This is a genomic window from Streptomyces sp. NPDC107521, assembly GCF_055598485.1.
This window is the reverse complement of sequence record NZ_JBVKAT010000005.1, coordinates 191,156-217,868: the sequence shown is the minus strand read 5'-3', so window position 1 is coordinate 217,868 and position 26,713 is coordinate 191,156. Positions and strand designations below refer to the sequence as shown.

The 26,713-nt window shown below is 74.1% G+C and carries 21 protein-coding genes and 3 pseudogenes; 9 read left to right on the top strand and 15 right to left on the bottom strand.

Annotation, left to right across the window (positions count from 1 at the left end; genetic code table 11):
• Window positions 1-199: 199 nt before the first annotated feature.
• Entirely contained in the window at window positions 200-1,438 is a 1,239-nt protein-coding gene (locus ACZ7LB_RS10545) for an ROK family protein (protein ID WP_471466944.1), read from the bottom strand.
• Between the two features lie 712 nt (window positions 1,439-2,150).
• Here ACZ7LB_RS10545 and ACZ7LB_RS10540 point away from each other — a divergent pair.
• The gene (locus ACZ7LB_RS10540; RefSeq protein WP_471466943.1) at window positions 2,151-3,317 is read left to right on the top strand and encodes a methyltransferase; all 1,167 of its coding nucleotides are present in this window, start codon (window positions 2,151-2,153) and stop codon (window positions 3,315-3,317) included.
• Here ACZ7LB_RS10540 and ACZ7LB_RS10535 read toward each other — a convergent pair.
• Window positions 3,295-4,158, bottom strand: coding sequence for a class II fructose-bisphosphate aldolase (locus ACZ7LB_RS10535; RefSeq protein ID WP_471466942.1), 864 nt, complete (start codon window positions 4,156-4,158; stop codon window positions 3,295-3,297). The genes ACZ7LB_RS10540 and ACZ7LB_RS10535 overlap by 23 nt on opposite strands.
• A 247-nt stretch (window positions 4,159-4,405) precedes the next feature.
• Complete coding sequence (locus ACZ7LB_RS10530; protein ID WP_471466940.1) at window positions 4,406-5,296, bottom strand: SIS domain-containing protein; 891 nt, start codon at window positions 5,294-5,296, stop codon at window positions 4,406-4,408.
• 131 nt (window positions 5,297-5,427) lie between these two features.
• Here ACZ7LB_RS10530 and ACZ7LB_RS10525 point away from each other — a divergent pair, with 131 nt between their 5' ends.
• The 3 genes and pseudogenes from ACZ7LB_RS10525 to ACZ7LB_RS10515 form a co-directional block, all read left to right on the top strand.
• Window positions 5,428-6,225 (top strand): DeoR/GlpR family DNA-binding transcription regulator, encoded by a 798-nt coding sequence (locus tag ACZ7LB_RS10525; protein ID WP_471466939.1) that lies wholly within the window; start codon window positions 5,428-5,430, stop codon window positions 6,223-6,225.
• 48 nt (window positions 6,226-6,273) lie between these two features.
• Window positions 6,274-6,518 (top strand): annotated as a pseudogene (locus ACZ7LB_RS10520) (transposase); the annotation flags it as partial.
• Window positions 6,515-6,757: pseudogene (locus tag ACZ7LB_RS10515) on the top strand (transposase); the annotation flags it as partial. The pseudogenes ACZ7LB_RS10520 and ACZ7LB_RS10515, both read left to right, overlap by 4 nt.
• Window positions 6,758-7,091: 334 nt before the next feature.
• On the opposite strand, the gene ACZ7LB_RS10510 reads toward ACZ7LB_RS10515, so the two are convergent.
• The 4 genes from ACZ7LB_RS10510 to ACZ7LB_RS10495 form a co-directional block, all read right to left on the bottom strand.
• Window positions 7,092-7,820: a hypothetical protein gene (locus ACZ7LB_RS10510; RefSeq protein WP_471466937.1), complete on the bottom strand. Its 729-nt coding sequence runs from the start codon at window positions 7,818-7,820 to the stop codon at window positions 7,092-7,094.
• Entirely contained in the window at window positions 7,810-8,214 is a 405-nt protein-coding gene (locus tag ACZ7LB_RS10505) for a hypothetical protein (RefSeq protein WP_471466935.1), read from the bottom strand. Before ACZ7LB_RS10505 ends, ACZ7LB_RS10510 begins: the two co-directional genes overlap by 11 nt.
• A 782-nt stretch (window positions 8,215-8,996) precedes the next feature.
• Window positions 8,997-9,968 carry a hypothetical protein gene (locus ACZ7LB_RS10500; RefSeq protein ID WP_471467161.1) on the bottom strand — a complete coding sequence of 324 codons (972 nt, stop codon included), beginning with the start codon at window positions 9,966-9,968 and terminating at the stop codon, window positions 8,997-8,999.
• Window positions 9,969-10,312: 344 nt separating this feature from the next.
• Window positions 10,313-10,765, bottom strand: coding sequence for a phospholipase (locus tag ACZ7LB_RS10495; protein WP_471466933.1), 453 nt, complete (start codon window positions 10,763-10,765; stop codon window positions 10,313-10,315).
• Between the two features lie 548 nt (window positions 10,766-11,313).
• On the opposite strand from ACZ7LB_RS10495, the gene ACZ7LB_RS10490 reads away from it, so the two are divergent.
• Both ACZ7LB_RS10490 and ACZ7LB_RS10485 read left to right on the top strand, forming a co-directional pair.
• Window positions 11,314-12,516 carry a cysteine desulfurase-like protein gene (locus tag ACZ7LB_RS10490; protein ID WP_471466932.1) on the top strand — a complete coding sequence of 401 codons (1,203 nt, stop codon included), beginning with the start codon at window positions 11,314-11,316 and terminating at the stop codon, window positions 12,514-12,516.
• Window positions 12,517-12,831: 315 nt separating this feature from the next.
• Window positions 12,832-13,305 (top strand): DUF6332 family protein, encoded by a 474-nt coding sequence (locus ACZ7LB_RS10485; protein WP_471466930.1) that lies wholly within the window; start codon window positions 12,832-12,834, stop codon window positions 13,303-13,305.
• Here the strand turns inward: ACZ7LB_RS10485 and ACZ7LB_RS10480 are convergent.
• From ACZ7LB_RS10480 to ACZ7LB_RS10470, 3 genes are all read right to left on the bottom strand, one after another.
• The gene (locus tag ACZ7LB_RS10480; protein WP_471466928.1) at window positions 13,266-13,931 is read right to left on the bottom strand and encodes a response regulator; all 666 of its coding nucleotides are present in this window, start codon (window positions 13,929-13,931) and stop codon (window positions 13,266-13,268) included. The genes ACZ7LB_RS10485 and ACZ7LB_RS10480 overlap by 40 nt on opposite strands.
• Window positions 13,928-15,334 (bottom strand): sensor histidine kinase, encoded by a 1,407-nt coding sequence (locus ACZ7LB_RS10475; RefSeq protein ID WP_471466927.1) that lies wholly within the window; start codon window positions 15,332-15,334, stop codon window positions 13,928-13,930. The genes ACZ7LB_RS10480 and ACZ7LB_RS10475 overlap by 4 nt, the downstream gene beginning before the upstream one ends.
• Before the next feature lie 311 nt (window positions 15,335-15,645).
• Window positions 15,646-16,338 (bottom strand): TetR/AcrR family transcriptional regulator, encoded by a 693-nt coding sequence (locus tag ACZ7LB_RS10470; RefSeq protein ID WP_471466925.1) that lies wholly within the window; start codon window positions 16,336-16,338, stop codon window positions 15,646-15,648.
• A 951-nt stretch (window positions 16,339-17,289) separates the two neighbouring features.
• On the opposite strand from ACZ7LB_RS10470, the gene ACZ7LB_RS10465 reads away from it, so the two are divergent.
• On the top strand, window positions 17,290-17,706 hold the full coding sequence (locus ACZ7LB_RS10465) for a nitroreductase family deazaflavin-dependent oxidoreductase (protein WP_471467159.1): 417 nt from the start codon (window positions 17,290-17,292) through the stop codon (window positions 17,704-17,706).
• A gap of 310 nt (window positions 17,707-18,016) precedes the next feature.
• Here ACZ7LB_RS10465 and ACZ7LB_RS10460 read toward each other — a convergent pair.
• A pseudogene (locus ACZ7LB_RS10460) lies at window positions 18,017-19,231 on the bottom strand (geranylgeranyl reductase family protein); the annotation flags it as partial.
• A 144-nt stretch (window positions 19,232-19,375) separates the two neighbouring features.
• Here ACZ7LB_RS10460 and ACZ7LB_RS10455 point away from each other — a divergent pair.
• On the top strand, window positions 19,376-20,731 hold the full coding sequence (locus tag ACZ7LB_RS10455) for a M20/M25/M40 family metallo-hydrolase (RefSeq protein WP_471466923.1): 1,356 nt from the start codon (window positions 19,376-19,378) through the stop codon (window positions 20,729-20,731).
• 280 nt (window positions 20,732-21,011) lie between these two features.
• Here ACZ7LB_RS10455 and ACZ7LB_RS10450 read toward each other — a convergent pair whose 3' ends face one another.
• The 3 genes from ACZ7LB_RS10450 to ACZ7LB_RS10440 form a co-directional block, all read right to left on the bottom strand.
• Window positions 21,012-22,055 carry an NUDIX hydrolase gene (locus tag ACZ7LB_RS10450; RefSeq protein ID WP_471466921.1) on the bottom strand — a complete coding sequence of 348 codons (1,044 nt, stop codon included), beginning with the start codon at window positions 22,053-22,055 and terminating at the stop codon, window positions 21,012-21,014.
• A 141-nt stretch (window positions 22,056-22,196) separates the two neighbouring features.
• Window positions 22,197-22,391, bottom strand: coding sequence for a hypothetical protein (locus ACZ7LB_RS10445; RefSeq protein ID WP_471466920.1), 195 nt, complete (start codon window positions 22,389-22,391; stop codon window positions 22,197-22,199).
• A 7-nt stretch (window positions 22,392-22,398) separates the two neighbouring features.
• The gene (locus tag ACZ7LB_RS10440; RefSeq protein ID WP_471466918.1) at window positions 22,399-23,403 is read right to left on the bottom strand and encodes an ROK family protein; all 1,005 of its coding nucleotides are present in this window, start codon (window positions 23,401-23,403) and stop codon (window positions 22,399-22,401) included.
• Between the two features lie 222 nt (window positions 23,404-23,625).
• Between ACZ7LB_RS10440 and ACZ7LB_RS10435 the strand changes: the two genes are divergently transcribed.
• Window positions 23,626-24,702: a LacI family DNA-binding transcriptional regulator gene (locus ACZ7LB_RS10435; protein WP_471466916.1), complete on the top strand. Its 1,077-nt coding sequence runs from the start codon at window positions 23,626-23,628 to the stop codon at window positions 24,700-24,702.
• Window positions 24,703-24,714: 12 nt separating this feature from the next.
• Here ACZ7LB_RS10435 and ACZ7LB_RS10430 read toward each other — a convergent pair whose 3' ends face one another.
• Entirely contained in the window at window positions 24,715-26,058 is a 1,344-nt protein-coding gene (locus ACZ7LB_RS10430) for a DUF6986 family protein (protein ID WP_471466914.1), read from the bottom strand.
• Window positions 26,059-26,713: the final 655 nt, after the last annotated feature.

Here is a 26,713-nt window from a genome sequence, read left to right as displayed (position 1 = left end):
CCGGAGCCGCCCGGCCGCTCGGGGCGGGGGGCGGTTCCGGGGCGCACGGGCCGGGACCGTGCGCGGGCCGTGCGGACGGCCACGAGGGACGGGGGAAGGGGCGGCGAGAGAGTGCGGGCCGCCGGTACGGACGGGAGGGCCGCCGGTACGGAGCGGAAGGTCCGGCACGGGGCCGGGATCGGAAGGTCCGGCACGGGGTTCAGGCCAGGGCGCCGAGGGGGTCGTCGAGCACCGGCTGCCACGCCAGCTCCGCGGCGCCGACCAGGCTGTTGTGGTCCAGGCCGCACGGCAGGATCGGCACGCTGCCGCTCCGCCCCCACAGGCTGCGGTCGGCCACCACCGCGCGCAGGCGTCCGGGATCCGCGTCGAGGAGGGTGCGGTGGAGTCCGCCGAGGATGATCCGGTCCGGGTTCAGGATGTTCACCAGGCCGGCGAGGCCCAGGCCCAGGCGGTCCACCAGGGCCTCGGTGGCGTTGCGGATCACCGGGTCGTCGTAGTGGCCCCGGATCAGGTCGTTGGACTGCTGGAGCAGCGACACCTCCGGGCCGGGCGCGCGGCCCGCCGCGGTGAGAAAGGCCAGCGGATCGGTCTCCACGTCCAGGCAGCCCCGGCTGCCGCAGTGGCAGGGCCCGCCGTCGGGGTTGACGACGAGGTGGCCGACCTCCAGCGCCAGCCCCGAACTCCCCGAGTGCAGGCGGCCGTCGAGGACGAGGGCGCCGCCGACCCCCCGGTGGCCGGTGGCCACGCAGAGCAGGTCGCGGGCGCCGCGCCCCGCGCCGTGCCGGTGCTCCGCGAGGGCGGCGAGGTTGACGTCGTTCGCGGCGAACGCGGGACCCTCGATCCCCGCCGCGCGCACCCGCTCGGCGAAGATCCGGCGCACCGGCGAACCGGGCGGCCAGGTGAGGTGGAGGGGGTTGAGGGCCAGGCCCTCCGGCTCGGCCACGGCGGACGGCACGGCGAGCCCCGCGCCGACGCAGCGCCGCCCGGTGCTCCGCAGCAGGTCCGCGCCCGCCTCGACGACCGAGCCCAGCACCTTCGCCGGGTCGGCGCCGACGGCCTCACGGCCGGGCGCGGTGGCGACGATCCGCCCGCCGAGCCCGACGAGGGCCGCCCGGAAGCCGTCGGCGTGGACCTGGGCGGCGAGGGCGACCGGGCCGTCCTCGGCGACCGCGAGGCGGTGCGAGGGCCGGCCCTGGGACCCGGCCGCCGCCCCGGGCCGGGCGTCCACCCTGATCAGGCCGAGCGCCTCCAGTTCGGCGGCGACGGCACCGGCGGTGGCCCGGGTGACGCCGAGTTCGGCGGTGAGCACGGCACGGGTGGGGGCACGCCCGGTGTGCACGAGCTCCAACGCGGGTCCGAGCGCGGCGCGCCCCCGGTCCAGCCGCGTCCTCGACGTGTTCCCTTCCCCCGCCGCCCGGGGGTCCGCCTTGCCGCTCATGAGGGCGAGTCTCCCATGATCCGCGGGCCCTCCGTGCCCTCTCCGGACGGGGCGGCCCGCTCGCCAAGGGGCCGGATCCGGCCGTCCGGGGCACCCCAACTCAGGGGGTCCGGTGCGCGGATGCGCGGGCGGCGGGCCATGGCGTGCGGGCCGGGGCCGTCGGAGACGGGCGGGGGCACCGCCACCCGGTGCCGCGGGGGCTGGGCGGTCCGGACACCGGAGCGGTCGGGGTCCGGGAACGGCCCCGGTGCGGGGAGACTCTGGTTCGGAGAGGCCCTGGCCCGGGAGCGGTGTCCGAGGGTGGCGCTGGGCTCCGGGGAGGGGCGGGTGCCACCGGGGGCGGGGTGGCCGGGGGGACAGTCCGCCGTTCCCGGGCCGAGGGGCACAGGATGTCCGACCGTGCCATGACGTCGCGGTACGACGCCCGTCCGCGCACCGGCACCGGCACCGGCACCGCAAGCGTCGGCGTCGGCGTCGGCGTCGGCGGTGCGTTGTCGCCCGTGGTGCCGCACCCGGCGGGGCCGACGGCGGGCGCAGGGCGCCACCCGGCCACGCCCCGCCGTCACGGCGCGGGGACGTCACGGCGCGGGGACGTCCGGGCTCCCGCGCCGTGGCCGCGTGGACCGGCTTCGGCGCCGGCCAGGCGCGCCGTCGCCGCCGGTGCCCCGGACCCGGCGGGGCTGAGCTGCGGCTCCGCTAGCCTGGACGCACGATGAGCGACCGTACCGACCGACTGACGACTCCCTGGGGCGAGAGCGTGCTCGCCCGGTTCCCCCAGGACCCGCGCGACCGGCTGCGCGCCTGGGACGCCTCCGACGAGTATCTGCTCAGGCATCTCGCGGACCGGCAGGTTCCGCTGTCGGGCCGGGTCGTGGTGCTGGGCGACCGGTGGGGGGCGCTGGTGACGGCGCTGGCGGAGCACCGCCCGGTGCAGATCAGCGACTCCCACCTCACCCAGGAGGCGACCCGCGCCAACCTCGCGCGCGCCGGGGTCGAACCGGGCGCGGTGCGGATGCTCACCACCCAGGACTCGCCGCCCGGCCGGATCGACGTGCTGCTGGTGCGGGTGCCCAAGAGCCTCGCCCTGCTGGAGGAGCAGTTGCTCCGGCTGGCACCGGCAGTGCACCGGGACACGGTCGTGGTCGGCACCGGGATGGTGAAGGAGATCCACACCTCGACCCTCCGGCTGTTCGAGCGGATCCTCGGCCCGACCCGCACCTCCCTCGCGGAGCGGAAGGCCCGGCTGATCCTCTGCTCGCCCGACCCGGCCGCCGAGCGCCCCGCCAACCCGTGGCCGCTGCGCTACGCCCTCCCGGACGGCATCGGCACGATGTCCGGACGGCCGGTCGTCAACCACGCCGGGGTGTTCTGCGCCGACCGGCTCGACATCGGCACCCGCTTCTTCCTGGGACACCTGCCCGTGGGCGACGGCCCCCGGCGCGTGGTGGACCTGGGCTGCGGCAACGGCGTGGTCGGTACGGCGGTGGCGCTGGCGGAGCCCGGTTCCGAGGTGCTGTTCACCGACGAGTCGTTCCCGGCCGTGGCCTCCGCGCAGGACACCTACCGGGCCAACGGGGTGCCGGGGCACGCCGAGTTCCGGGTCGGGGACGGGCTGGCCGGGGTGCCCGACGCCAGTGTCGACCTGGTGCTGAACAACCCGCCGTTCCACTCCCACCAGGCGACCAGCGACGCCGCCGCGTGGCGGATGTTCGCCGGGGCCCGGCGGGTGCTGCGGCCCGGCGGTGAGCTGTGGGTGGTGGGCAACCGCCACCTCGGGTACCACGTCGCGCTGCGGCGCCTGTTCGGCAACAGCCGGGTGGTGGCGAGCGATCCGAAGTTCGTGGTGCTGAAGGCCGTCAGACGGCAGCGGTCCCGGTGAGCACGCGGACGGTCGCCGCGACCGTGCGGGCCATGGCCTCCCGGCCCGCCGCGAGGTAGCCGCGCGGATCGACCGCCTCCGGCCGGGCGTCGAGGCACTCGCGGACGGCGCCGGTCAGGGCGATGTTGAGGGCGGTGCCGACATTGACCTTGGCGATGCCACCCGCGACGGCTAGGGCGAGTTCACCGTCCGGCACGCCCGAGGAGCCGTGCAGGACGAGCGGCACGTCCAGCGCGGCGGAGAGCCGCTTGAGCAGGTCGTGGTCGAGGACGGCGGTGCGGGTGGTCATGGCGTGGCTGCTGCCGATGGCGACGGCCAGGGCGTCGACGCCCGAGTCGGCGACGAAGGCACGCGCCTCGTCGGGCAGGGTGCGGGCACCCGGCGCGTGGGCGTCGCGCGGCGGCTCGCCGTCCTTGCCGCCCACCTCGCCCAACTCCGCCTCGATCCACAGCCCCTGGGCGTGCGCCCAGTCGGCGGCGGCCCGGGTGGCGGCGAGGTTCTCGGTGTACGGCAGCCGGGAGGCGTCGTACATCACGGAGCTGAACCCCGCGTCGGCCGCCCGGCGCAGCAGCGTGCCGTCCTGGACGTGGTCGAGGTGCAGGGCGACGGGGACGGCGGCCTCCTCGGCGGCGGCGACGGCGGCGCGGGCCAGCGGCAGCAGCCGTCCGCCCCGGAACTTGACGGCGTTCTCGCTGACTTGGAGGACGACGGGGGCGCCGGCCGTCTCGGCGCCGGCGACGACGGCCTCGACGTGCTCCAGGGTGATGATGTTGAACGCGGCGACGGCGGAGCGCGCCGCGGCGGCTCGGCCGACCAGTTCACCGGTGGTGACGAGGGGCACGGTCTTCTTCCTTCCCGGGCCTCGGCGGCCGAGGCATCAGGGGCGTCAGGGGCGTCAGGGGCGTCAGGGGCGTCAGGGGCACGGTGTCGGGGGGGCGCCGCGTCGGGGGCCGGGCGACCAGGCGCGGACGGCGGGGGCCTCGGAGCGGCGGGGAGGGACCGGGCGACGGGAGCGGGGGTGCGGGGCCGGGGACCGGACCCGCACCCGAGGCGACCTCAAAACCCTCCGGTGACAGGGGTGTTGGACGTCACTCGGTGTCGGGGGTGAGGATCACCGAGCGGGTGAGGTTGCGCGGGCTGTCCGGGTCGAGGCCCCGGGCGGCGGCGACGGCGACGGCGAGCCGCTGGGCCCGGACCAGTTCGGCGAGCGGGTCGAGCCCTCCGGCCACCCACCGGCCTCCGGTCGCCCGGACCTGCTCGGCCAGCCCCTCGGGCGCCGCGCCGAACATCCAGGTGGCGGTGCCGCCGGTGCTGATGCTGATGGGGCCGTGCCGGTACTCCATCGCCGGATAGGCCTCGGTCCAGGACAGCGACGCCTCACGCATCTTCAGCGCGGCCTCACTGGCGAGCCCCACGGTCCAGCCGCGACCGAGGAAGGTGAACTGGTCGCAGCCCACGATCCCTTCGGGCAGCGGCTCGGCGAGGGCGGTGCGGGCGTCGGCGACGACGGCGTCGGTGTGCAGGCCGAAGTGGGCGCGGAGCAGCGTCAGGGCGGTGGTCGCGAACCGGGTCTGCACGACGGACCGTTCGTCGGCGAAGTCGAGGACGGCCACGTCGTCGGCGGCGGACATGATCGGTGTCCGCGGGTCGGCGGTGATCGCGGCGGTGCGCGTACGCCCCTTCAACTCGCTGAGGAGTCCCAGGACTTCGGTGGTGGTGCCGGAGCGGGTGAGGGCCACGACCCGGTCGTAGGAGCGGCCCCCGGGGAACTCGGAGGCGGCGAAGGCGTCCGTCTCGCCCAGGCCCGCTCCCTCGCGCAGCGCCGCCGCCGCCTGCGCCATGAAGTAGGAGGTGCCGCAGCCGACGATCGCCACCCGCTCCCCCGCCCCGGGCAGCGCTCCGGCGTGAGCGGCGGCCTCCCCTGCGGCACGGGTCCAGCACTCGGGCTGGCTGCTCAGCTCGTCCTCGACATGGGTCATGCCGCACTCTCCCCACTCGGCAATCGATGATTGTTCCTGCAAGATATAGCGAAGTTTCAAGCACAATCAAGCAGACAGCGGAGCTTTGCGGTGCGTTAGGGTCGGCGGGAGATCGAGGAACGGAGGGGCGGATGTCACGCGACGCCCGTTGGAAGGCGCTGCTGGAACAGCTCGTCGAGCGCGGAAGGCTGGACGTCGAGCAGGCGGCGGCCGAACTGGACGTGTCGGCGGCGACGATCCGCCGCGACCTCGACCGTCTCGCGGAGCAGCAGATGCTGGTGCGGACCCGCGGCGGCGCCGTCGTCCACGGGGTCTCCTACGAGCTGCCCCTGCGCTACAAGACCGCCCGGCACGCCTCCGAGAAGCAGCGCGTGGCGCGGGCGGTCGCGGCACTGGTGGCGCCCGGGGAGGCGGTGGGACTGACCGGTGGCACCACCACCACGGAGGTCGCCCGCGCCCTGGCCGTCCGCCCCGACCTCTCCTCGGGCACGCCCGCGCTCACCGTGGTCACCAACGCGCTGAACATCGCCAACGAGCTGGCCGTGCGGCCCCAGTTCAAGATCGTGGTGACCGGCGGAGTGGCCCGGCCCCAGTCGTACGAGCTGATCGGGCCGCTGGCGGACGGGGTGCTGGGCCAGGTGACGCTGGACGTGGCGGTGCTGGGCGTCGTCGCCTTCGACGTCGAGCACGGCGCCGCGGCCCACGACGAGGCGGAGGCGGCGATCAACCGGCTGTTGTGCGAGCGGGCCGAGCGCGTGATGGTGGCGGCCGACTCCAGCAAGCTGGGGCGGCGGGCCTTCGCCCGGATCTGCGCGACCGGCGCGGTGGACACCCTGGTCACCGACGACGCGGCCGACCCGGAGGCCGTCGCCCGGTTCGAGGAGGCCGGGGTCCGGGTGGTCCTGGCCCAACAACCCCTAACGAAATGATCTTCGGGCTGGTTGGGCGGCTCTCCGGGGGTTGATCGGGGGTGCCGGGTGGCTCGGCGGAAGCCGTGGGAAGTCAATGATGAGCTCTGGGCGGTGATCGAGCCGCTTCTGCCGAGGATGGAGCGTCGGGTCCGTCATCCGGGGCGGAAGCGGCATCCGGACCGGCTGGTGCTCCAGGGCATCCTGTCCGTGCTGCACACCGGTGTCGCCCGGGAACACCTCCCGCAGGAACTGGGCTTCGGGTCGGCATGGCCTGCTGGCGCCGTCTGGCGGAGTGGCCCGAAGCCGGCGTCCGGCCGCGGCGTCCCGGAACTGGTTGACCATCTCCTACCTGCCGCCCTACGCACCCGGCCTCGACCCCGTCGAAGGGATCTGGTCACTGCTGCGGCGTGGCCGGCTCTCCAACGTCGCCTTCAGCACTCCCGAACACCTCGTCCAGCGCATCCGACGCGGCCTGCGGCACATCCAGTACCGCAGCCACCTCATAGACGGCTGCCCTACCGAAACCGGCCTGCCCATCAGACCCACCTGAGCAACCCGACGACATCACGAGTTCAAGCTCAGTAGTCTTCCTGGTGGTGCAGGCCGAGGAACAGGGCTGTCGCGATCGTTTCGATCACCTGCACGTGCCCCTCGCCTCTCATTTCTCCAATTCCCAGCCGTCCGGCAATGGCGCAGGATGCGGTGGGCGAAAACGGGTAGAGGGTTCTCGCATCGCGAAGCTCCGTTACAGCAGAGGACTTGGGTTCTTCCTCGCCGCAACGGAGCTCCGCCGTATCAGCTCTCCGGTCACACCCCCAGAGGCTGGCAACGCCACAAGATCGCCGCCGTCTTGCACATGCCCGTGAAGTGGATCGAGTTGGAGATCATGCCTGCATCCACCACATCGTATGGACCAGCGCCCATCCGCCCACTGCCAGGATCACCGCGGTCGCAAGCGACGCGGCCCATGCATATCGCGGCTTGAGCTCCGGCGGCTCCCCGGTATCGGGAGCCACACAGCGTTCGAGCCACAGGTGGGTGAAGAACCCCACCCCGGTGGCCAGGCAGATGGTGAACCACACCCCGCGGTTCTTCACCCGCATGTACCTGCGGGGCAGCGCGTAGGCCGCGATCAGCAGTGCCACGCCCACACTGAATACAGCCCAAATCAGGACGGCGGACCGAAGGAAGAGCGGATACGCCGCGGCCAGAAGAACGGCCAGGCCGCCCGGTTCATAGCGCATCTGCCGGTCCCTAAACCGGAGATCCGTGACGCGCATGCCCGCCTTGGCGGCGATCGCTTCTTTCACTGCGGCCACGTCCTCACTACCGTGAAGCGCACCTGGTACATGGGTGTGCAGTTCGCGGTAGACCAGCGGAGCCGTCTCCCAGAACAGGTTCACCCCCCGATCGTCGTAGCCGACCTCGACCACCGGATGCCTGTCCGACCTCAGGGCCGCCACTAGGTCATCCTGGGTACTCGGAATCGGGAACGCCTGGAACAGGTACGCCGCATAAGACGCACCCAGGAGCAGTAGAGCGGCAAACCGGGCCACCCCCGTCCATGCTTTCACCGACCGGAACGACTTGGCAATTCCGGAATCAACGGACACTAACCGTCACCGTGCCGTAGAACTCCTGCGCGATACTACGGAAGGCGTGACCGGAAGGAACGTCACCCATCCCAGGGATGTGAAACAGCGACTGCACCCCTGTCTTGCTGTAGGAGGCGAAAGCAATCGCGAAAGAGCGATTTTTCTTCGATTGCGCGATCACTTGATATTCGATGTTGTAACTACCGGGGAAAGCAGTCGGAGTTTCACTTCCGCGCTTGCCGTCCGTCATCATGCCCAGCAGGTCCTTCCCGATATTCGACTTCGGGTCCGAGTGGCCCCTTCCATCCCCGAGTTCATTCACCGGAGCATCGAAGTCGGCATGAATTATCTTCCTGGCCAGGTCTTCGACTATCTCCTTGTGGGGCCCGTCCGACATGAGCTTCTGGGTCAACGGGCTTCCGTCATCGAAGGGAATATTGTTGAGACTGGGGTTCCCATTGGCCCACACCGGCCACAGGCCCAGACCGGACGCAGATACTCCCGCGCCTCCAGGCGACCCTCCGGGGTGGCGAACACCGCGCGGCTCTCCCCCCGCTGAGCGGAGATCTCCACCGGCTCCCCAGTTCGCCGGGCCTCAGCCAGCGCCTCCGCCTCCAACACCCCACCCGCAGCCCGGGGAGCTTCGGCACCGCGCGGCGCGGTCGGCACGGCGGCCGTAGCCTCACCCCCAGGGCCGGAACCGCCCCCACTGCCAATGTCACACTCAGTAGTGCCCCAACGGCCCTGCCCCCGCCCCACAACCGGGCCCGCATCCTCGCCACACTCCACCCACAGTGCTCTCACAGATACCTGCCGCAACTAGGGCCTTCAGGCGAGCTAAAGGTCAACAGCCAGAAAAGGGAAATGGGTTGAGCAAAACCGAGAAGCGGATGTGGTGATCGATACGTTTACCGGGGACCGCCAAGACGGGGTAAATCTTTGGTCTTCGCTGCTGTGTGGTGTTCCTTGTCGCAGTCTACTGAACGTGCCTGTTTCGAACTCGCCAAGATCGCAATGAGTAACGATGGTTTCGCGTCAGTACTAATTTGGGCCTGTCCGAGAGGCCCGACGACCCCGGCACCCACGCTTCCCTCCCTCGTCGCACCCCGCCGGCCGTTACCCTCGCCCCCGGCGCCATCCGGTACCCCTGGCAGGTGCCCCGCCCCCCTCCGGCAGGGGACCCACCCTCCCCCGTCAGTGGCCGTGACCCTCCGTCCGCGCGGCGTCGGCCGGGGCCTCCTCGGCACTCCGCGGCGCCTCGGCCCGGACGGTGAAGGCCGCGGTGCGGACCTTGCCCTCGTGCCGGAAGTCGAGGAACAGGCGGTAGGTTCCGGTACTCGGCGCCGTGGCGGTGAAGGAGATCCGCGGGCCGGGCCGGGTGACCCCGTCTCCGGGCGCGCCGTTCGGGTGGACGTGGAGGTAGGCGAGGTCGCCGGAGCGCAGCGCCACGAGGTGGCCGTAGGCGCCGAGGTGGGGCTCCAGGTCGGCGACCGGGCGGCCGTCGCGGGAGACGGTCAGCCCCAGTTCGCCCGCCGCGCCGGGGCGCAGCGCGCCGGTGAGCCGCACCTCGTACCCGTCGACCGCGACGGTCCGGGACGGGGCCGGGGGCTCCAGCGGCGCGTAGCCGCCCGCGACGGCGAGGTCCGTGCCCAGGGTGAGGCCGTCCTCGCCCCCGGCGGCGGGGGCGAAGTCCGCGAGGACGCGGTAGCCGCCGGCCCGGGGCAGTTCGACGGGGGTGGTCCAGGTGCCGTCGGCGGCGCGGGTGGGGTGCAGATGACGGTAGGTCACGAGGTCGTTCGAGGCCAGGACCAGATGCAGTTCCCTGCCGTGCTCGGGCCGATAGGAGGTGACGGCCCGGCCGTCGTCGTCGCGGACCGTGAAGCGCAGGTCCGCGCGCTGTCCGGCGGTGACGCGCGGGGTGGCGAGATCAAGGGTGTATCCGTTCTCCGAGACCTGGAGCCCGCCGGCGGCCGGAGCCCTGCCCCCTCGCTCGTCCCCTTCTCCGTCCGTGCCGCCCCCGGCGGCCCCCTTGGTGTGGCTCGTCGCGTGGGAAGCGGACGGGGCGCCGTCGACGACCGGATCGACGCTCGACCCGACGCCGTAGGCCGTACCGAAGGAGGCCGCCAGGGCTGCGGCGAACGCGGTGATCTTCAGGGCGGTGTGCACGGGAATCGTCTCCTCCATGTCCGGACCCCAGACTCCGGCGGGGGTCTCCACATGTTCCACCATACCCCCCAGGGGTATTGAGTCAAGACAGAAAGGCGCGATTTTCTTACCCTCCAGGGGTATTCGCGGCCGATACGCCGGACACCCCCACCCCCGCCGAAGAAGACACCCTCCCGGAAGGGCCGCCACACCCAGCGCCGTCCGGGAACGGTCCGCGGATCCGCACCGGGCACCCCCGGCGGGGATGCAGCCGCCGCCGGCGGTCCGGACGCGGACGGCCGGCCGCACGGCCCGAGCGCCGCCACCGGCCGGACCCGGCCGCGGGCCCGGCCCCTCCGTCGACGTCAGCCGAAGACCTTGACCGCCTGGTAGTACGTCCACGCCGTGCTGTTGCAGGCGGTCTTCGACGCACCGCCGTACCCGGCGCAGACGCGCTTGAGGTCCTCGTAGAAGGCGCTGTCCAGACGGGCCTTGTGGGCACTGAAGCCGCCCACGGCCTTGTAGTTCCGGTAGCCGAAGTCGTGCCGCGCACAGGAGTTGCCGAAGGGGAAGCCGAAGGGGTTGTCGGGCGAGGAGGAGCAGTAGTCGGTGGTCCAGTCGAATCCGTAGGCGGACCAGGCGGAGCGGTTGGCCCGGGCGGAGTTCCAGGCGTTGTAGCTGGACGCCCCGGTCTGGGTCCAGCTCGCGAGCACCGACCCCTTGTCGGCCGGTGCGGCGTCGGCGACGGCGGCTGTGGCGACGACGGTGGTCACGGCGAGGGCCGAGGCGGCGAGCCCGGTGACGAGTCTGCGGCGCATCCCATACCTCCTTGAGGCTGCGACCCGCCCATCGAGTCGCAGGTACATGACAAGAGTGCGCGGCGCCTCCGTCGACCCGTATCACCTCGGAGCCAACTCCCCATGAATCTTTCACGTGATGGAAGTGATGCGTCGTCAATTCTTTACCCAGGACGGAGAATCGCCGCGATTCCTCCGCGCGTATCCGTCTCTCCGTCACCTCCGTCCGGGCGGCCGGTCCGCGCAGGGCCACTTGCCGCCCGGACCCGGCCGCAGGGGCTCACGGACACGGGGGCGCCCGGCTCCCCGCGTGATCCGGTCCGCCCCCGCCGCTCCCTGTGCGCCCGGGGTGACGGCGCCCGCGGCGTCCTCGCCCGGCGGCCCGACGGCCCGACGGCCTCAGGGTCGCGCCCCGCAGCTTCCCGACCGCCCCGCTCCCGCGCTCGCGTGCCCTGGGCCGGTCCGGGCGGCCCCCGGGGCGGCGGCCGGCCGCGGGGCCGAGCCCCCTGTCGCGGGCGGCGTCCGGCTGCGACCATGTCGGACAGTCCCCGTTTCCGGTTGGAGTGCACATGACCCTCGACATCGACGCGATCCGCGCCCGCGTCCCCGCCCTCAAGTCCGGCACCGCCCGCTTCGACGCACCAGGCGGAACCCAGACCCCGCAGCCCGTGATCGACGCCATGGCCGAGGTGCTGGCCGCCCCGCTGGCCAACCGGGGGCGGACCACAGAGGGCGAGCGCAACGCGGACCGCACGGTGCTGGAGGCCCGCGACGCGCTGGCCGACCTGCTCGGCGCCGATCCCCTGGGCGTCGTCCTCGGGCGCAGCGCCACACAACTGGCCTACGATCTGTCCCGCACCCTCGCCAAGGACTGGGGCCCCGGTGACGAGGTGGTCGTGACCCGCCTCGACCACGACTCCAACATCCGGCCCTGGGTCCAGGCGGCCGAGGCGGCCGGGGCCACCGTCCGCTGGGCCGACTTCGACCCCGCCACCGGGGAACTGTCCCCCGAGCACATCGCGGCCACGCTCTCCCCGCGCACCCGGCTGGTCGCCGTGACCGCGGCCTCCAACCTCATCGGCACCCGCCCGGACCTCCCCGCCATCGCCCGCCTCACCCACGAGGCGGGCGCCCTGCTCCACGTCGACGCGGTGCACTACGCCTCCCACGTCCTGGTCGACCTGGCGGCGCTCGGGGCGGACACCCTGGTCTGTTCGCCGTACAAGTTCCTCGGTCCGCACATGGGCGTCCTGGCCGCCCGGCCCGAGTTCCTGGAGACACTGCGCCCGGACAAGCTGGTGCCCTCCAGCGACACCGTCCCCGAGCGCTTCGAACTGGGCACGCTCCCCTACGAGTTGCTGGCGGGCACGCGGGCCGCGGTGGACTTCCTCGCCGAGCTGGACCCCGGGACCGGCGACGGCCGACGGGAGCGTCTGGCCTCGTCCTTCGCCGCTCTGGAGGCCCACGAGGACGCGCTGCGCGAGCGGATCGAGCAGGGGCTCGCGGAGCTGGGCGGAACCACCGTGTATTCCCGGGCCGCGCGGCGCACACCGACCCTGCTGTTCTCCGTGGCGGGACTGAGCCCGGCCGAGGTGTACCAGGGGCTGGCGGACCGCGGCGTCGACGCGCCCGCCGGGTCCTTCTACGCCCTGGAGGCCTCGCGTCACCTCGGCCTGGGCGACGGGGGCGCCGTCCGGGTGGGGCTCGCCCCGTACAGCTCCGACGAGGACGTGGACCGGCTGCTGACCGCGCTGGGCGAACTGCGCGGTTGAGAAGGCAGGGTGGCGGGGCGCACGAAGGCGGGGCGCACGGGATACGCAGGTACGCGGAGTGCGCGCGGCCTGCCGGGTACGCGGGGTACGCGGGGTACGCGGGGTACGCGGGGTACGCGGGGTACGCGGGGTACGCGGGATGCACCCGCCGCCCCGTCCCCTCGCCGCCCGGTCTCCCCTGCCGCCCATGGCCTCGCCACCGCGGCGGTGCCTCCGTGCCGTCGCCCCATGGGCCGGACCGCGCCCACCGGGCACTCCTCGGCCGGGTGAGGGTGCCCCTTGCCCGGAGGGGACGCCGCCCGGGACAATCGCCCCATGACGCACCACGGGGGCCGGCGCACACAGGGCGAACGGGACGCGCTCACGGTCGAGATCGGCTACGCGCTGTGCAGCGCGGCTTTCGCCGCGGTCGTGCTGCTGGCCGCCGTGGCCGGACCGGCCTACGTGTTCTCCCCGCTGGCCGGTGCGCGCGGCGTGCTCACCGGCGTGGGCGCGCTGGTGGGCGCCGTGGTGTTCCCGCTCCGCGTGGTGAGCGTCCTCACCCGGTTCGGGCGCGCGCAGCGCGAGCGGACGTCACGCGGACGGCCGGCGCACGGGCGGGCGTTCCGCGGCCGGCCCGAACCCGGAGGGACGGAGCGCGGGGCTGCGGAGCGCGGGCGGGACGACCGGCCGACGGAGGACCGCGGCGACACCGGAGGAGCGGGGCTCCCTGCGGAAGGCCGCCGCGACGAGGCGCGCGGAAGCGCGGATCAGCCCAGCCAGCCGGGGCGCACCAACCCCGACTCATAGGCCAGGACGACCAGTTGGGCCCGGTCGCGGGCGCCCAGTTTCACCATGGTGCGGCTGACGTGGGTCTTGGCGGTGAGCGGGCTGACGACCAGACGGCGGGCGATCTCCGCGTTGGACAGACCGATGCCGACCAGGGCCATCACCTCCCGTTCCCGTTCGGTGAGCACGGCGAGGGCGTCGTCCGCCGCGGGCTCCTTGGAGCGGGCCGCGAACTCGGCGATCAGGCGCCGCGTCACCCCCGGTGAGAGCAGGGCGTCCCCGGCGACCACCGCCCGCACGGCGCGCAGGAGTTCCTCGGGCTCGGCGTCCTTGACCAGGAACCCCGAGGCCCCGGACCGGATCGCCTCGAAGACGTACTCGTCGAGTTCGAAGGTGGTCAGCATGACCACCCTCACCCCGGCGAGCGCGCCGTCCCCGGTCACCCGGTGGGTCGCGGCCAGTCCGTCCATCACGGGCATCCGGATGTCCATGAGGACGACGTCCGGGCGCAGTTCACGGATCGCCCGCACCGCCCGCCCACCGTCGGCGGCCTCCCCGACGACCTCGATGTCCGGCTGCGCGTCCAGCAGGGCACGGAAACCCGCACGCACCAAGGACTGGTCGTCGGCGAGCAGTACGCGGATCACGGGCCCTTCTCCTCGATGTGCGGTGCGGTGGACGACGGGCCGTACGGGTTCGGCACGACGGGTGGTCCCGGCGGGACGGGTGTATCCGGCGGGACTGGTGTGCCAGGCACCGTGGTTGGGTCCGGCACGGCGGTTGGGTCGGACAGGGCGGAGGGGCCCGGGGGGAGGACTCGGTGCGCCGGGACGAGGGGCAGTACCGCGCGCACCCGGAAGCCCCCGTCCGGCCGGGGACCCGCCTCGATGGTGCCGCCGAGGGCCGCCGCCCGTTCCCGCATGCCGGCCAGTCCGTTGCCGCTGCCGCCCGCCTCGGCCCCGGTCGCGGGCCCGTCGTCGTCGACCCCCAGCCTCAGCACTCCCCCGTCCCGTGCCCATCGCACCCGCGCCCGGCGCGAGCCCGAGTGCCGCACGACGTTGGTCAGGGCCTCCTGCACGATCCGGAACGCGGCGAGGTCCGTGGCGGGCGGCAGCCCCGGCGGCTCCCCCATCACGCTCACCGTGAGCCCCACGCCCGCCGCCTGCTCGACCAGTTCCGGCAGCCGGTCCAGCCCCGGGGCCGGTGCGCGCGGCACGTCTCCGGGGGCGCGCAGCGTGTCGAGCACCTGACGCACCTCGCCCAACGCCTCCTTGCTCGTGGCCCTGATGGTGGACAGCGCCGTGCGGGCCTGTTCGGGATCGGTGTCGAGCAGGGCCAGCCCGGCGCCCGCCTGCACGTTGATGACGGAGATGCTGTGCGCGAGGACGTCGTGCAGCTCCCGGGCGATGCGCAGCCGCTCCTCGTCGGCACGCCGCCGGGCCGCCCGGGCCCGCTCCGCCCGTTCCCGCACCCACTGCTCACGGCGGATCCGGGCCAGTTCAGAGAGGGCCACGACGACGACCACCCAGGTCGCGACCACCCCTTCTTGCCCCCAGGACGCGGCGGAGTCCCCGGCCGGGGGCAGCCATCGGTGCAGCCAGTGGGCGAGCAGGGCGTGCCCCGCCCACAGCACGCCCAGAGCGGACCAGGCCGCCCGGCGGTGACCCTCGACGACGGCGCCGAAGCAGGCCACCGCCACCGCCACGAAGACCGGCCCGTACGGGTAGCCCGCGCCGAGATAGAGCAGGACGGCCGCGGTCGCGGCGCACACGACGGCCACCGGGTGCCGCCGGCGCCCCAGCAGGACGGCGCCGGTCACGACCAGCAGCACATGCCCGAGGGCGTCCAGTGGGACCCGGTCCCCATGCCGTGCCCGCGCGGCGAACTCCGAGCCGATCAGTACGAACGCCGTGACCAGGGCGGTGGACAGCCAGGGCAGCCGGGGCCCTCGCCCCTCCTCGTCCCCGCTCCACCACGGGGGCCCGTACCTCCACCGGGGCGGCGGCCCGCCCCCGCGCTCACGCTGTCCGTCCACGCCCGGTCCGTCCATGCCCGTCACGCTAGACGCCGCGCCTCCCCCGGGCGTCACCCCCGCGGGGCGGTCGCGCGTACTCCCGGGGAAGTACGCCGGGCATCACGGCGGGAGCGGGACCGGCCGGCACCGGACCGGAGCCGGACCGGGGGACGCGGACGCGGGCACGGGTGGAGGCGACCGCGCCGGGGGACGGCCGAGGGCGTGACGGGCTGACGGCGTGACGGGCCGACGGGCCGACGGGCCGATGCGACGCAACGGCCCGGCGGAGCGGTGCCACCCGGAGCGTCGCTCGCACGCAGACACTGAGCGTCCGTCACGCCCGGCGCTCAGTGCTCCAGGCCGACCTCGTAGGCGAGGCGAGCGGCGGCGTGGCGGAAGAATTCCTCCCGGTCCTCCACCACCCGGTGGAACTGCCCGAACACCTCGAAGCCGATCAGCCCGAACAGTTCGGCCCAGGCCGCGACGAACGCCGCCACCACCTGCGGCGGCAGATCGGGGGCGAGTTCCGCGGCCATCCGCTCGGCCTCGGGACGCAGCGCGGGGGGCAGCACGGGCTGGGCCAGCCCCCGGCCCCGGTGCGCCTGCCGCACGACGCCGACCAGCACCTCCGCCACCCGCGCGGCCGAGGACACCGTGTCCTGCGGCGCGTGGTAGCCGGGCACCGGCGAACCGTAGATCAGCGCGTACTCGTGCGGATGCGCCAGCGCCCAGCCGCGCACCGCCTCGCACACCAGGATCCAGCACCGCACCGGGGTGACGTCGGCCGTCCGGTCGCGCGCGGCCTCGGCGGCGGCGCCGATGGCGTCGTAGGCGTCGATGATCAGCGCCGTGAGGAGGTCGTCGCGGCTCGGGAAGTAGCGGTAGAGCGCGGAGGAGGCGAGGCCCAGTTCGCGGGCGACGGCCCGCAGGGAGAGCTTGGCGGCGCCCTCGTGCGCCAGTTGTCTGCGCGCCTCGTCCTTGATGGCCGCGGTCGCCTCGATCCGGGCCCGGGCACGAACGCCCTGTGCGGGGTTACTCATGCGAGCCAGTGTTCCATGGGGTGCGAGCAGTGCACACAGACGCGAGCACTGCTCGCAAACGTGTGCGGTGCGCAGATTTGCGAGCACCGCACCGGTACGCGAGCAGCGCTCTCCCCTTCCGCACCCGCACCCGCACCCGCACCCGCACCCGCACCCGCACCCGCCAACCATGGACGCGCACCCACCCCGGATGGCGAACACCGCTCTCCCCCGCGAGCACCGCTTCCACCTGCGAACACCGCTCCCCGTCGCGCACACCGCACCCCTATGCGAGCACCTCACGCAAGCGAGAGCACTGCACACAAGTGAGAACACCCCACACGAGAGGGGCGCCGGATGCCAGCGAGAACGCCGCGCACGAGCGGGCAGCAGGCAGCGGGGAGCGGAAAGCGGGTGGCACTGCACACGACCGGGAGCGCCGCACCCGGTCGCGACCAGCACACGCAAACAAGCGCACCGCACACACACGGAAGCGCCACACTCAAACGAGATCAGTGCACACAAACGAGATCAGTGCTCTTGCATTACCCAGGCTCGCGCTGCACACTGGAAGCACAAAGAGAGAGCGGTGCTCACAGATGTGAGCGGTGCTTCCGCAAGAGTCCGTGCCCGCCGGTCCCCGCCTTGCCCCACTCGCCCCGCCGAAGGCCACGACCCCCGCCCGCCGGAGCGGCACGGCTTCGCCCGCTGCGCCCCCACCCCGCCGCAGCACCCACCCCGGCCGCAATGCACACCCCAGCGGCCACATCCGCCACATCAGCCACATCCCCGGAGGACGCCATGACCTCGGCCAAGACCCACCCTCAGCCCCCGACTTCGCCCCCGCCCCTCTCGGCGACCCCGCCCCCGGCCCTGGACACAGCCGAAACCCCGGCCCCGATCCCGGCCCCGCACGGGGCCACGCCCCCGCCCCCGGTCGGCACCGCGCCCTACTACCTCAAGGGCACACCCATGAACCTCCGCTTCAACCGCGTGGTCGGCTGGCTGGCCCGGCGCGGCGTCAGCCTCGCGGGGGCGGCGGAACTGTCGGTGCGCGGGCGCCGCAGCGGACAGATGCAACGCGTCCCGGTCAACCCGCACAGCCACGCCGGCGGGCAGTACCTCGTCTCGGCGCGCGGCCACTCCCAGTGGGTGCGCAACATGCGGGCCGCGGGCGGTGGGGAACTGCGTGTCGGGCGCAAGGTCCGGACCTTCACCGCGGTGGAACTGCCCGACGAGGAGAAGCTCCCCGTCGTGCGCACCTATCTGAAGCGGTGGGGCTGGCAGGTGAACGAGTACTTCCAGGGGGTCACCGCGGACTCCTCCGACGAGGAGATCCTCGCCGCCGCTCCCGACCACCCGGTCTTCCGCATCGAGATCAGGAAGTGACCCCGGTGTCCCCGCCTCCGTCCACGGGGCCTCCGTCCCCGGGGCCACCCTCCACGGAACCGCCGTGCGCCGGACCTCCGTCCGCGGAACCGGCGTCCTCCCGAACGCCGTTCAGGGACCCTCCGTCCACGGCTCCGGCACCCGCCCGGGCACCGGCACCGCCGGACGCGCCGCCGTCACCGGCGTCCCCGGCCCGCTCAGCCCCGTCGGCACGGGAGGGCTCCACCGCTGCGGCACCCCCGGCGGCACCCGCGCCTTCGGCGGCCCCGCCGTTCCCGTCGCCCCCGTCGGTTCCGTCGCCGCCCGTGGGCGCACCCGCCCGGCGGTCCATCGCGGACAGCGCCCGCTGCGCCAGTGGGTGGGTCCGCACCAGTTCGCCCAGCGTGGTGGAGCCGCGCGTGATGTCCCGGAAGGCCCGCCAGGCCGGACGGAACCCGGTCAGGGCCGCGTGGAACAGCCCCGGTCGGCGTTCGAAGATCGCCAGCATCCGCTTGCCGACGCTCATCTCGACACCGAGCCCCGCCTTCACGGCGAAGGCGTAGTTCAGCGCCTGCTTGCGCGCGTCGACGGCGTCGTACGCCTCCGCGAGCCGCACCGCCCACTCACCCGCGAGCCGCCCCGAGCGCAGGGCGAAGGAGATGCCCTCACGGGTCCACGGCTCCAGCAGGCCGGCGGCGTCCCCGCAGACCAGTACCCGTCCCCGCGAGAGGGGCGAGTCGTCGGCCCGGCAGCGCGTCAGATGGCCGGAGGAGACGGTGGGTTCGAAACCGGCGAGGCCGAGCCGCCCGATGAAGTCCTCCAGGTACCGCTTGGTGGCCGCGCCCTCGCCACGGGCCGAGATCACTCCGACGGTGAGGGTGCCGCCCTTGGGGAAGACCCAGCCGTAGCTGCCCGGGATCGGCCCCCAGTCGATGAGGACGCGCCCCTTCCAGTCCTCGGCGACCGTCTCGGGCACCGGGATCTCCGCCTCCAGGCCGAGGTCGACCTGGTCGAGCTTGACGCCGACGTGCGCCCCTATCCGGCTGGCGCTGCCGTCCGCGCCGACCACGGCACGGGCCAGCACCGTCTCGCCGCCCTGGAGGACGACGGCGACCGTGCGCCGGTCGGGGACCGCCGAGCCGTGCTGCTCCACCCGGGTCACCGTGGCGCCGGTGCGCAGCTCGGCACCCGCCTTCTGGGCGTGCTCCATGAGCTGCTGGTCGAGCTCGGCCCGGTTGACCAGCCCGAAGAGCATCTGACGGGAGCGGCGGGTACGGGTGAACCGCCCGTTGTTCGCGAAGGTCACCGCGTGCACCCGGTCCCGCAGCGGCAGGTCGAATCCGGGGGGCAGGCTGTCGCGCGAGGGGCCGATGATGCCGCCGCCGCATGTCTTGTACCGGGGCAGTTCCGCCTTCTCCAGCACCAGTACGCGCCGTCCCGCTACCGCCGCGGCATAGGCGGCGGAGGACCCCGCCGGTCCCGCGCCCACCACCACGACGTCCCAGACCTGACGCGCGTCGTCCGCCGAAGAGTTCTCGTCCCTCACGATGGCCTTCTGCTCCGATCTCACCACATGCCGCACCTGACCCCCAGCATCCTACGGCGGGCATCGCCGCAGGCCACTGTGGGAGGATCGGGCGGCTGAACGGGGTTCCACCGCTACAACGTCGTACCCGCAAGGAGCGTGCCCATGTCCTCGAATCCGGTCGCGGAGACCGTCGCCTCGTTGATGCCCGGGGCGAAGGAGGAGCTCACCGAACTGGTGGCCTTCCGGTCGGTGGCGGACTTCGGCCAGTTCCCGCGCGGCGAGAGCGAGGCCGCCGCCGGGTGGATAGCCTCCGCTCTGCGCGCCGAGGGGTTCGAGGACGTGGCCCTGCTCGACACACCGGACGGCACCCAGTCGGTCTACGGGCGGCTGCCCGGCCCGGAGGGCGCGCGGACGGTGCTGCTGTACGCCCACTACGACGTGCAGCCGCCGCTGGACGAGGCCGGATGGACCAGTCCCCCGTTCGAACTGACGGAGCGGGACGGCCGCTGGTACGGACGCGGGACCGCCGACTGCAAGGGCGGTGTGCTGATGCACCTGCTGGCCCTGCGCGCGCTGAAGGCGAACGGCGGCGTGCCGGTGCACGTCAAGGTGATCGTGGAGGGTTCGGAGGAGCAGGGCACGGGCGGTCTGGAGCGGTACGCCGAACAGCACCCCGGCCTGCTGGCCGCGGACACCGTCGTGATCGGCGACTCGGGCAACTTCCGGGCCGGGCTGCCGACCGCCACCTCCACGCTGCGCGGCATGACCATGGTCCGGGTGCGGGTCGACACGCTGGAGGGCAATCTGCACTCCGGTCAGTTCGGCGGCGCGGCGCCCGACGCGCTGGCCGCGCTGATCCGCACCCTGGACTCGCTGCGGACCGAGGACGGCTCGACGGCCGTCGACGGGCTGACGGCGGACGGCGACTGGGAGGGCGTGCACTACGACGAGGAGCGGTTCCGGGAGGACGCCCGGGTACTGGACGGGGTGGAGCTGATCGGCTCCGGTGCGGTGGCGGACCGGATCTGGGCCCGCCCGGCGGTGACGGTGCTCGGCATCGACTGCCCGCCGGTCGTCGGCGCCACCCCCTCGGTGCAGGCGAGCGCCCGCGCCCTGGTCAGCCTGCGGGTGCCGCCGGGCACGGACGTCTCGCACGCCACCGACCTGCTCCAGGCGCACCTGGAGCGGCACACGCCGTGGGGCGCCCGGGTGGAGGTGGAACGGATCGGCCAGGGCCGGCCGTTCCGCGCCGGGACCGGCAGCCCGGCGTACCGGGCGATGGCGGACGCGATGGCGGTGGCGTACCCCGGCGAGGAGATGCAGTACGCGGGCCAGGGGGGTTCGATCCCGCTGTGCGGCACCCTGGCCGCGCTCTACCCGGAGGCGGAGATCCTGCTGATCGGCCTGAGCGAGCCGGAGGCGCGGATCCACGCGGTGAACGAGAGCGTGTCTCCCGAGGAACTGGAGCGCCTCTCGGTGGCGGAGGCCCTGTTCCTGCGGAACTACGCCGCGATCTGACGGCGGGCGGCGCGCCGGGCCGGGCCGGGCACGGAGGCGCGGCCCATGACCGGCGCAGGGCCGCGTCGTTGCAGGACGGGAAGTCGCGGGCCCGGACCGGCGCAGACCCGGAACAGGCGCAGGCCCGGAACCACGCAGGGCCGGAACCGCTCAGGGCCGGGAGGCAGGAGCAGGACGCGCGGCGGGAAAGCGGCGCCGGAGTACGGGCCGCGGCGCCGGAGCACCGGCCGCGCCTCCCGGCCCCGCCCGGCGGAAGCGCCCCGCCCGGCGGCCACCCGGGTCAGCCGACCGGGACGCCCGCCTCCAGGTAGAGCGCGGCACCGCGCTCCCGCGCCCGGAGCGCCCAGCGCAGGCGTTCGTAGCGGACCGGGGGCAGCAGTCCGGCGGCCTCGTCCTCGGTGACGAAGCGCCAGTCGCGCAGCTCGGGGCCGGGAAGCGCCACCCGGGCGGCGTCGGCGGGGGTGAGCCGGCCGCCGTCGAACAGCAGCCGCAGCCCGCCGTAGTGGGGTGCCGCGGGCGGCTCCCAGTCCGCGACGAGCAGGCCGGGGACGTCGGTGAGGCGGATGCCGGTCTCCTCGGCGACCTCGCGCATGCCGGCGCGGGCGGGCGCCTCGCCGGGTTCGACGATGCCGCCGGGGAACTCCCAGCCGGGCTTGTAGGTGGGGTCGACCAGGAGGAAACGGTCCTGCGCGTCGAACAGCAGCACCCCGGCGGCCAGCGTCTCCCCGGTGGGTTCGGGCGTCTGCACGATGTCGCACAGGGGCGCGCTGCCGGTGCCGACGGCCTCGGTGATCCGCGCGGCGGTCTCGTACGGGGTGAGGGCGCCGGTGTCGATGGGGTGGGCGTCGGCGGCGAGCCAGGAGGCGAGGGCGGTGCGGTACGGCTCGATGCGGTCGTCGCACCACCGGCCCGTCCGCGGGTCGCCGCCGGAGGGGTCGGGCGGGATGTCCCGGAGGGCCATCCGTTCCCGCAGGATCGTTTCGGCCGGGGTGAGCAGAATGTGCCGGACCGCGATCCGCCGGGCGGCGAGCCCGCCGAAGATCTCGTCGCGGTACTCCTGGCGCAGCAGGGTCATGGGGACCACGAGGGTGCCGCCGAGTTCGGCCAGCAGGGCGGCGGCGGTGTCGACGACGAGGCGGCGCCAGATCGGCAGGTCCTGGAGGTCGCCGGTGTCGGCGAGGCGTTTGGCCGGCAGCAGGTGTGCGAGCGCCCCGCCGATGATCTCGGGGTCGAACAGCGTGCTGTCCGGGATCAGTTCGATCAGTTCCCGTGCGGTGGTGGTCTTGCCCGCACCGAACGCGCCGTTGATCCAGACGACGGACACAGGTCCCCCTCATTCTGTTTGGCCCCCTGTGGCTTGCCCGCAACACCCTGCCACGGAAACCAGGCCCAGCTGGAGGGCGCACGGCAGCGGCACCGGCGCCCCCCGTGCGAGGGGCCCGGCGCCGTGCGGTGCGGCGGAGGGTCAGCCGAGGCGGCCCAGGGTGTCCTGGTCCAGCGTGACGCTGTCGGTGGCGACGGTGTGCTCGACGGTGCCCAGGGCGCCCTCCAGCTCGCTGTGGAGGGGCAGTTCGACCGGGGCGGCGTGCGAGGGGGTGACGGCCGCGACGACGAAGCCGGTGGCGAGGGAGGCGATGGCGAGCATGCTGCGCTTCTTCATGCCCGGCTCAACGCCCCGGGGGCACGGGGGTCACGGCCGGGCCGCGCCCTTCCCGGCCCCGCACCCCCGCCGTCCGCCCCGCCGACACCCGGGTGAGGGCCGCCGCCGCGGCGCCCACCAGACCCGCGTCCGTGCCCGTCCGGGCCGGGACGACCGTCAGGCGCCGGACGAAGGACAGCGTCGCGTAGTCGGACAGGGCCCGGCGGAGTGGGGCGAACAGGACGTCGCCCGCCTGCCCGACACCGCCGCCGACGACCGCGATGTCGATCTCGACGAGGGTCGCGGTGGCCGCGATGGCGGCGGCGAGGGCGCGCGCGGCCCGTTCGAAGGCGGCGAGGGCGGCGGGGTCGCCCCGGCGCGCGGCCGCGGCCACCGCGGCGGCGGTGGCGTCGCCGTCCGCGCCGGGGAGCCAGCCGTGCGCCAGCGCGCGCCGGGTGATACTGGGTCCGCTGGCCAGCCCCTCGACACAGCCGCGCGAACCGCAGGGGCAGGGGTCGCCGTCCAGATCGACGCTGATGTGGCCGATGTGGCCGGCGTTGCCGGTGGGCCCGGGATGCAGCCGGCCGCCGAGGACGAGGCCGCCGCCCACGCCCGTGGAGACCACCATGCAGAGGGCGTTGTCGTGGCCGCGGGCGGCGCCCCGCCAGTGTTCGGCGGCGGTGACGGCGACGCCGTCGCCGATCAGCTCGACGGGCAGTCCGCCGCAGACGGCGCGGACGCGGGCGACCAGTGGATAGTCGCGCCAGCCGGGCACGTTGACCGGGCTGACGGTTCCGGCGGAGGCGTCGACGGGTCCGGCGCTGCCGATGCCGACGGCGGTGACCCGCTCCCAGGGGGGCGCGGCGGTCAGTTCGGTGAGCACGGCGGTGACGGCGCGCATCACGCTCTCGCCGTCCTCCTGGGCGGGGGTGGGGCGCAGGGCGCGCAGGAGGATGCGGCCGTGGCCGTCGACGAGCGCTCCGGCGATCTTGGTTCCGCCGATGTCCAGTGCTGCCACGAGGTCGGTGCGCATCAGAGTCGGCTCTCCCCGTCGAGGTCAACATCAGTGGAAACACAATCGGGAAACACATCGGGCACGGTGAGTTGGTTGTGTGGTGGGGGCACGGCCGAAGATTGCCATGAACATTCCGACCCGCCTATGACAACGTTGTCCAGGCTCTATGCTCGTCGCCACATCCTCGTACGCGAGCAGGACCGGCGTACGCCCGTGGACGACAGGAGCCGACGCAACCCCGTGGACGACAGCACAGGACACCGCACCCCTCCCGGCACGGCCCGCCGGGCGGACCGCCTTCCGGGCAGCCGCTACGGCAACCGCCCGACGATGAAGGACGTCGCCGCCCGGGCGGGGGTCGGGCTGAAGACCGTCTCCCGGGTGGTGAACGGGGAGCCCGGTGTCACCCCGGAGACGGAGCACCGCGTCCAGGAGGCCATCGACGCCCTGGGGTTCCGCCGCAACGACAGCGCGCGGGTGCTCCGCAAGGGCCGGACGGCGAGCATCGGGCTGGTCCTGGAGGATCTGGCGGACCCCTTCTACGGGCCGCTCAGCCGCGCGGTGGAGGAGGTGGCCCGCGCGCACGGCGCGCTGCTGATCAACGGCTCCAGCGCGGAGGACCCGGACCGGGAGCAGGAGTTGGTGCTGGCCCTGTGCGCGCGGCGGGTGGACGGGCTGGTGGTGATCCCGGCCGGGGACGACCACCGGTATCTGGAGCCGGAGTTGAAGGCGGGCGTGGCCACGGTGTTCGTGGACCGTCCGGCGGGGCTGATCGACGCGGACGTGGTGGTGTCGGACAACTTCGGCGGCGCCCGGGACGGGGTCGCCCATCTGATCGCGCACGGGCACCGCAGGATCGGCTTCATCGGGGACATGCCGCGCATCCACACGGCGGCCGAGCGGCTGCGCGGCTACCGGGCGGCCATGGAGGACGCGGGCATACCGGTGCGGGAGTCGTGGACGTCGCTGGGCGCCACCGTCCCCGGGCGGGTGCGGCGCGCGGCGGAGTCGATGCTCGCCGGTCCGGACCCGGTCACCGCGGTCTTCGCGGGCAACAACCGGGTGACGGTCACGGTGATCCGGGTGCTGGCGGAGCACTCCCGCAGGGTGGCCCTGGTCGGGTTCGACGACATCGAGCTGGCCGATCTGCTGCGGCCGGGGCTGACGGTGGTAGCGCAGGACGCGGCGGCGCTGGGCCGTACGGCGGCGGAGCGGCTGTTCCGCCAGCTCGACCGCACCCTGATCACCCCGGACCGGATCGAGCTGCCCACCCGGCTGATCGCCCGGGGGTCGGGCGAACTGCCCCCGGCGGACTGACCGGACGCGCCGTCACCGCGCCCGGGTCGGGTCCGTGACCGCGCCGGTCCGCGGCCGTCGGCTCCCCGGGGCGGACGCCGCGTCCCGGCGCGGACCGGCGAAGGACTCCAGGGCGGCGCGGTCCAGGCCGGTCGGGCCGGTGATCTCGTCGAGGTCGAGGGCGCCGCAGTCCAGACCGCGCAGGAGCTGGCCGGCGAGGGCCCGGGCGGTGGCGGGCTCGTCCATGACGTCGCCGGGGGCGCGGCGGACGTAGCGGGCGAGGCGGGCGGTGGTCCGGGCGAGGCCCTCGCGGTGGAAGGCGAAGACGGCGGCGTACCGGGTGGGGAGGTGCCCGGGGTGCATGTCCCAGCCCTGGTGGTAGGCGCGGGCCAGGGCGCGCCGGGTGAGCCCGTAGTGCAGCCGCCAGGCCTCGTGGACCCGGGCGGTGGGGCCCACCGGCAGCACGTTGGTGGAGCCGTCGCTGACGCGTACGCCGGTGCCCGCGGCGGCGACCTGCATCACGGCCTTGGCGTGGTCGGCCGCCGGGTGGTCGGGGGCCTGGTGCCCGGCGGAGACACCGAGGCAGGCGCTGTAGTCGAAGGTGCCGTAGTGCAGTCCGGTGACGCGGCCCCCGGCGGCGTGGATCATGCGGGCGACGGCGGCGGTGCCGTCTGCGGCCAGGACGGCCTGGCTGGTCTCGACCTGGATCTCGAAGCCGAGGCGGCCCGGCTCCAGTCCGCGCGCGGACTCGAACGCGGCCAGGAGCCGGGCCATGGCGGCGGCCTGCCCGGGATGGCTGACCTTGGGCAGGGTGAGGGCGAGTGCGCCGGGCAGGCCGCCGGCCTCCAGCAGGCCGCTGAGGAAGATGTCGAGGGTGCGGACGGACCGCTCGCGGACCGGGGCCTCCAGGCACTTCACCCGGATGCCCACGAGAGGGGCCGCGGTGCCGTCGGCACGGGCCCCGGCGACGAGCCGGGCGGCGCGGGCCGCGTCCCGGTCCTCCTCGGCGTCGGGGCGGTGGCCGTAGCCGTCCTCGAAGTCGACGCGGAGGTCCTCGACGGGTTCGCGCTCCAGTTTGGCGCGCACCCGGGAGTGGACCGGTCCGGCCAGCTCGGGGGCGAGGCCGAGGACGGCGGCGAACGAGGCCGCGTCCGGCGCGTGTTCGTCCAGCGCGGCCAGGGCCCGGTCGCCCCATTCGCGCGGGGTGGCGGCGGTGAGGGAGTCGGCGGGGACGTAGACGGTGTGGACGGGCTGGCGGGTGCCGGGGTCGCCGGGGTAGCGGAGCGCCAGTTCGGCGTCGACGGGGGCGAGGAAGGCACCGATCTCCTCGACGACGGCGTCCGTGAGGCTGGTGGCGATCCTCTCCGGCTGTCCCACGCGGCACCCTCCGGCCGTCCGCCGTACGGAATCGGCGGACCGTCGACCGAAGCTAACCGGCGGGCGACGGGGGGTCAACACCCCCTCTGGCGGCCGGTGGACGCACGTCCGGAGCACCCGTGCGGCGCTCCGGTGCCCCCCTCCCGTCGACGCGACCGGTCACGTCCGCCGCCGCGGACGCCGTGCCCGTACCCGGACCCGGCAGGTCCTCCGCCGCCTGCCGCGCGATCGGGGCGGCACGGCATCGACCGGCGGGGCCCGGGGCGCCGGGGGCGGGGATCCCGTCGCACCGGCTCCGGGGAACCGCTGGAGCGGCACGCGCGGACCGGGCATTCGCCGAATGCGGGGAAACGCGGAGGCCGGGAAGCCGGACCGTTCGACTCGTTCTCCTTTCGCCCTGCGAACGTGCTAGGTGTTTCGAAGGACCCGACGCATGGCTCTGACCATCTCGGAAAACGGAATTCCGGCCCCTTCCGGGACACGGGGTACGTGCCGGGCGGCCCCGGGCGCACGGACGACTTGCGTCGGCGCACGGCGGACCCACCTCCTTCCCCGTCGCGACCGATCCGACAAAAGCGCAGGTCACAGACGTTGTTGCCGTCTGTCATGGGACACCCGCCGAAGAGTGAGGAAAGAGCCTCCCCGTCCCCCGGAC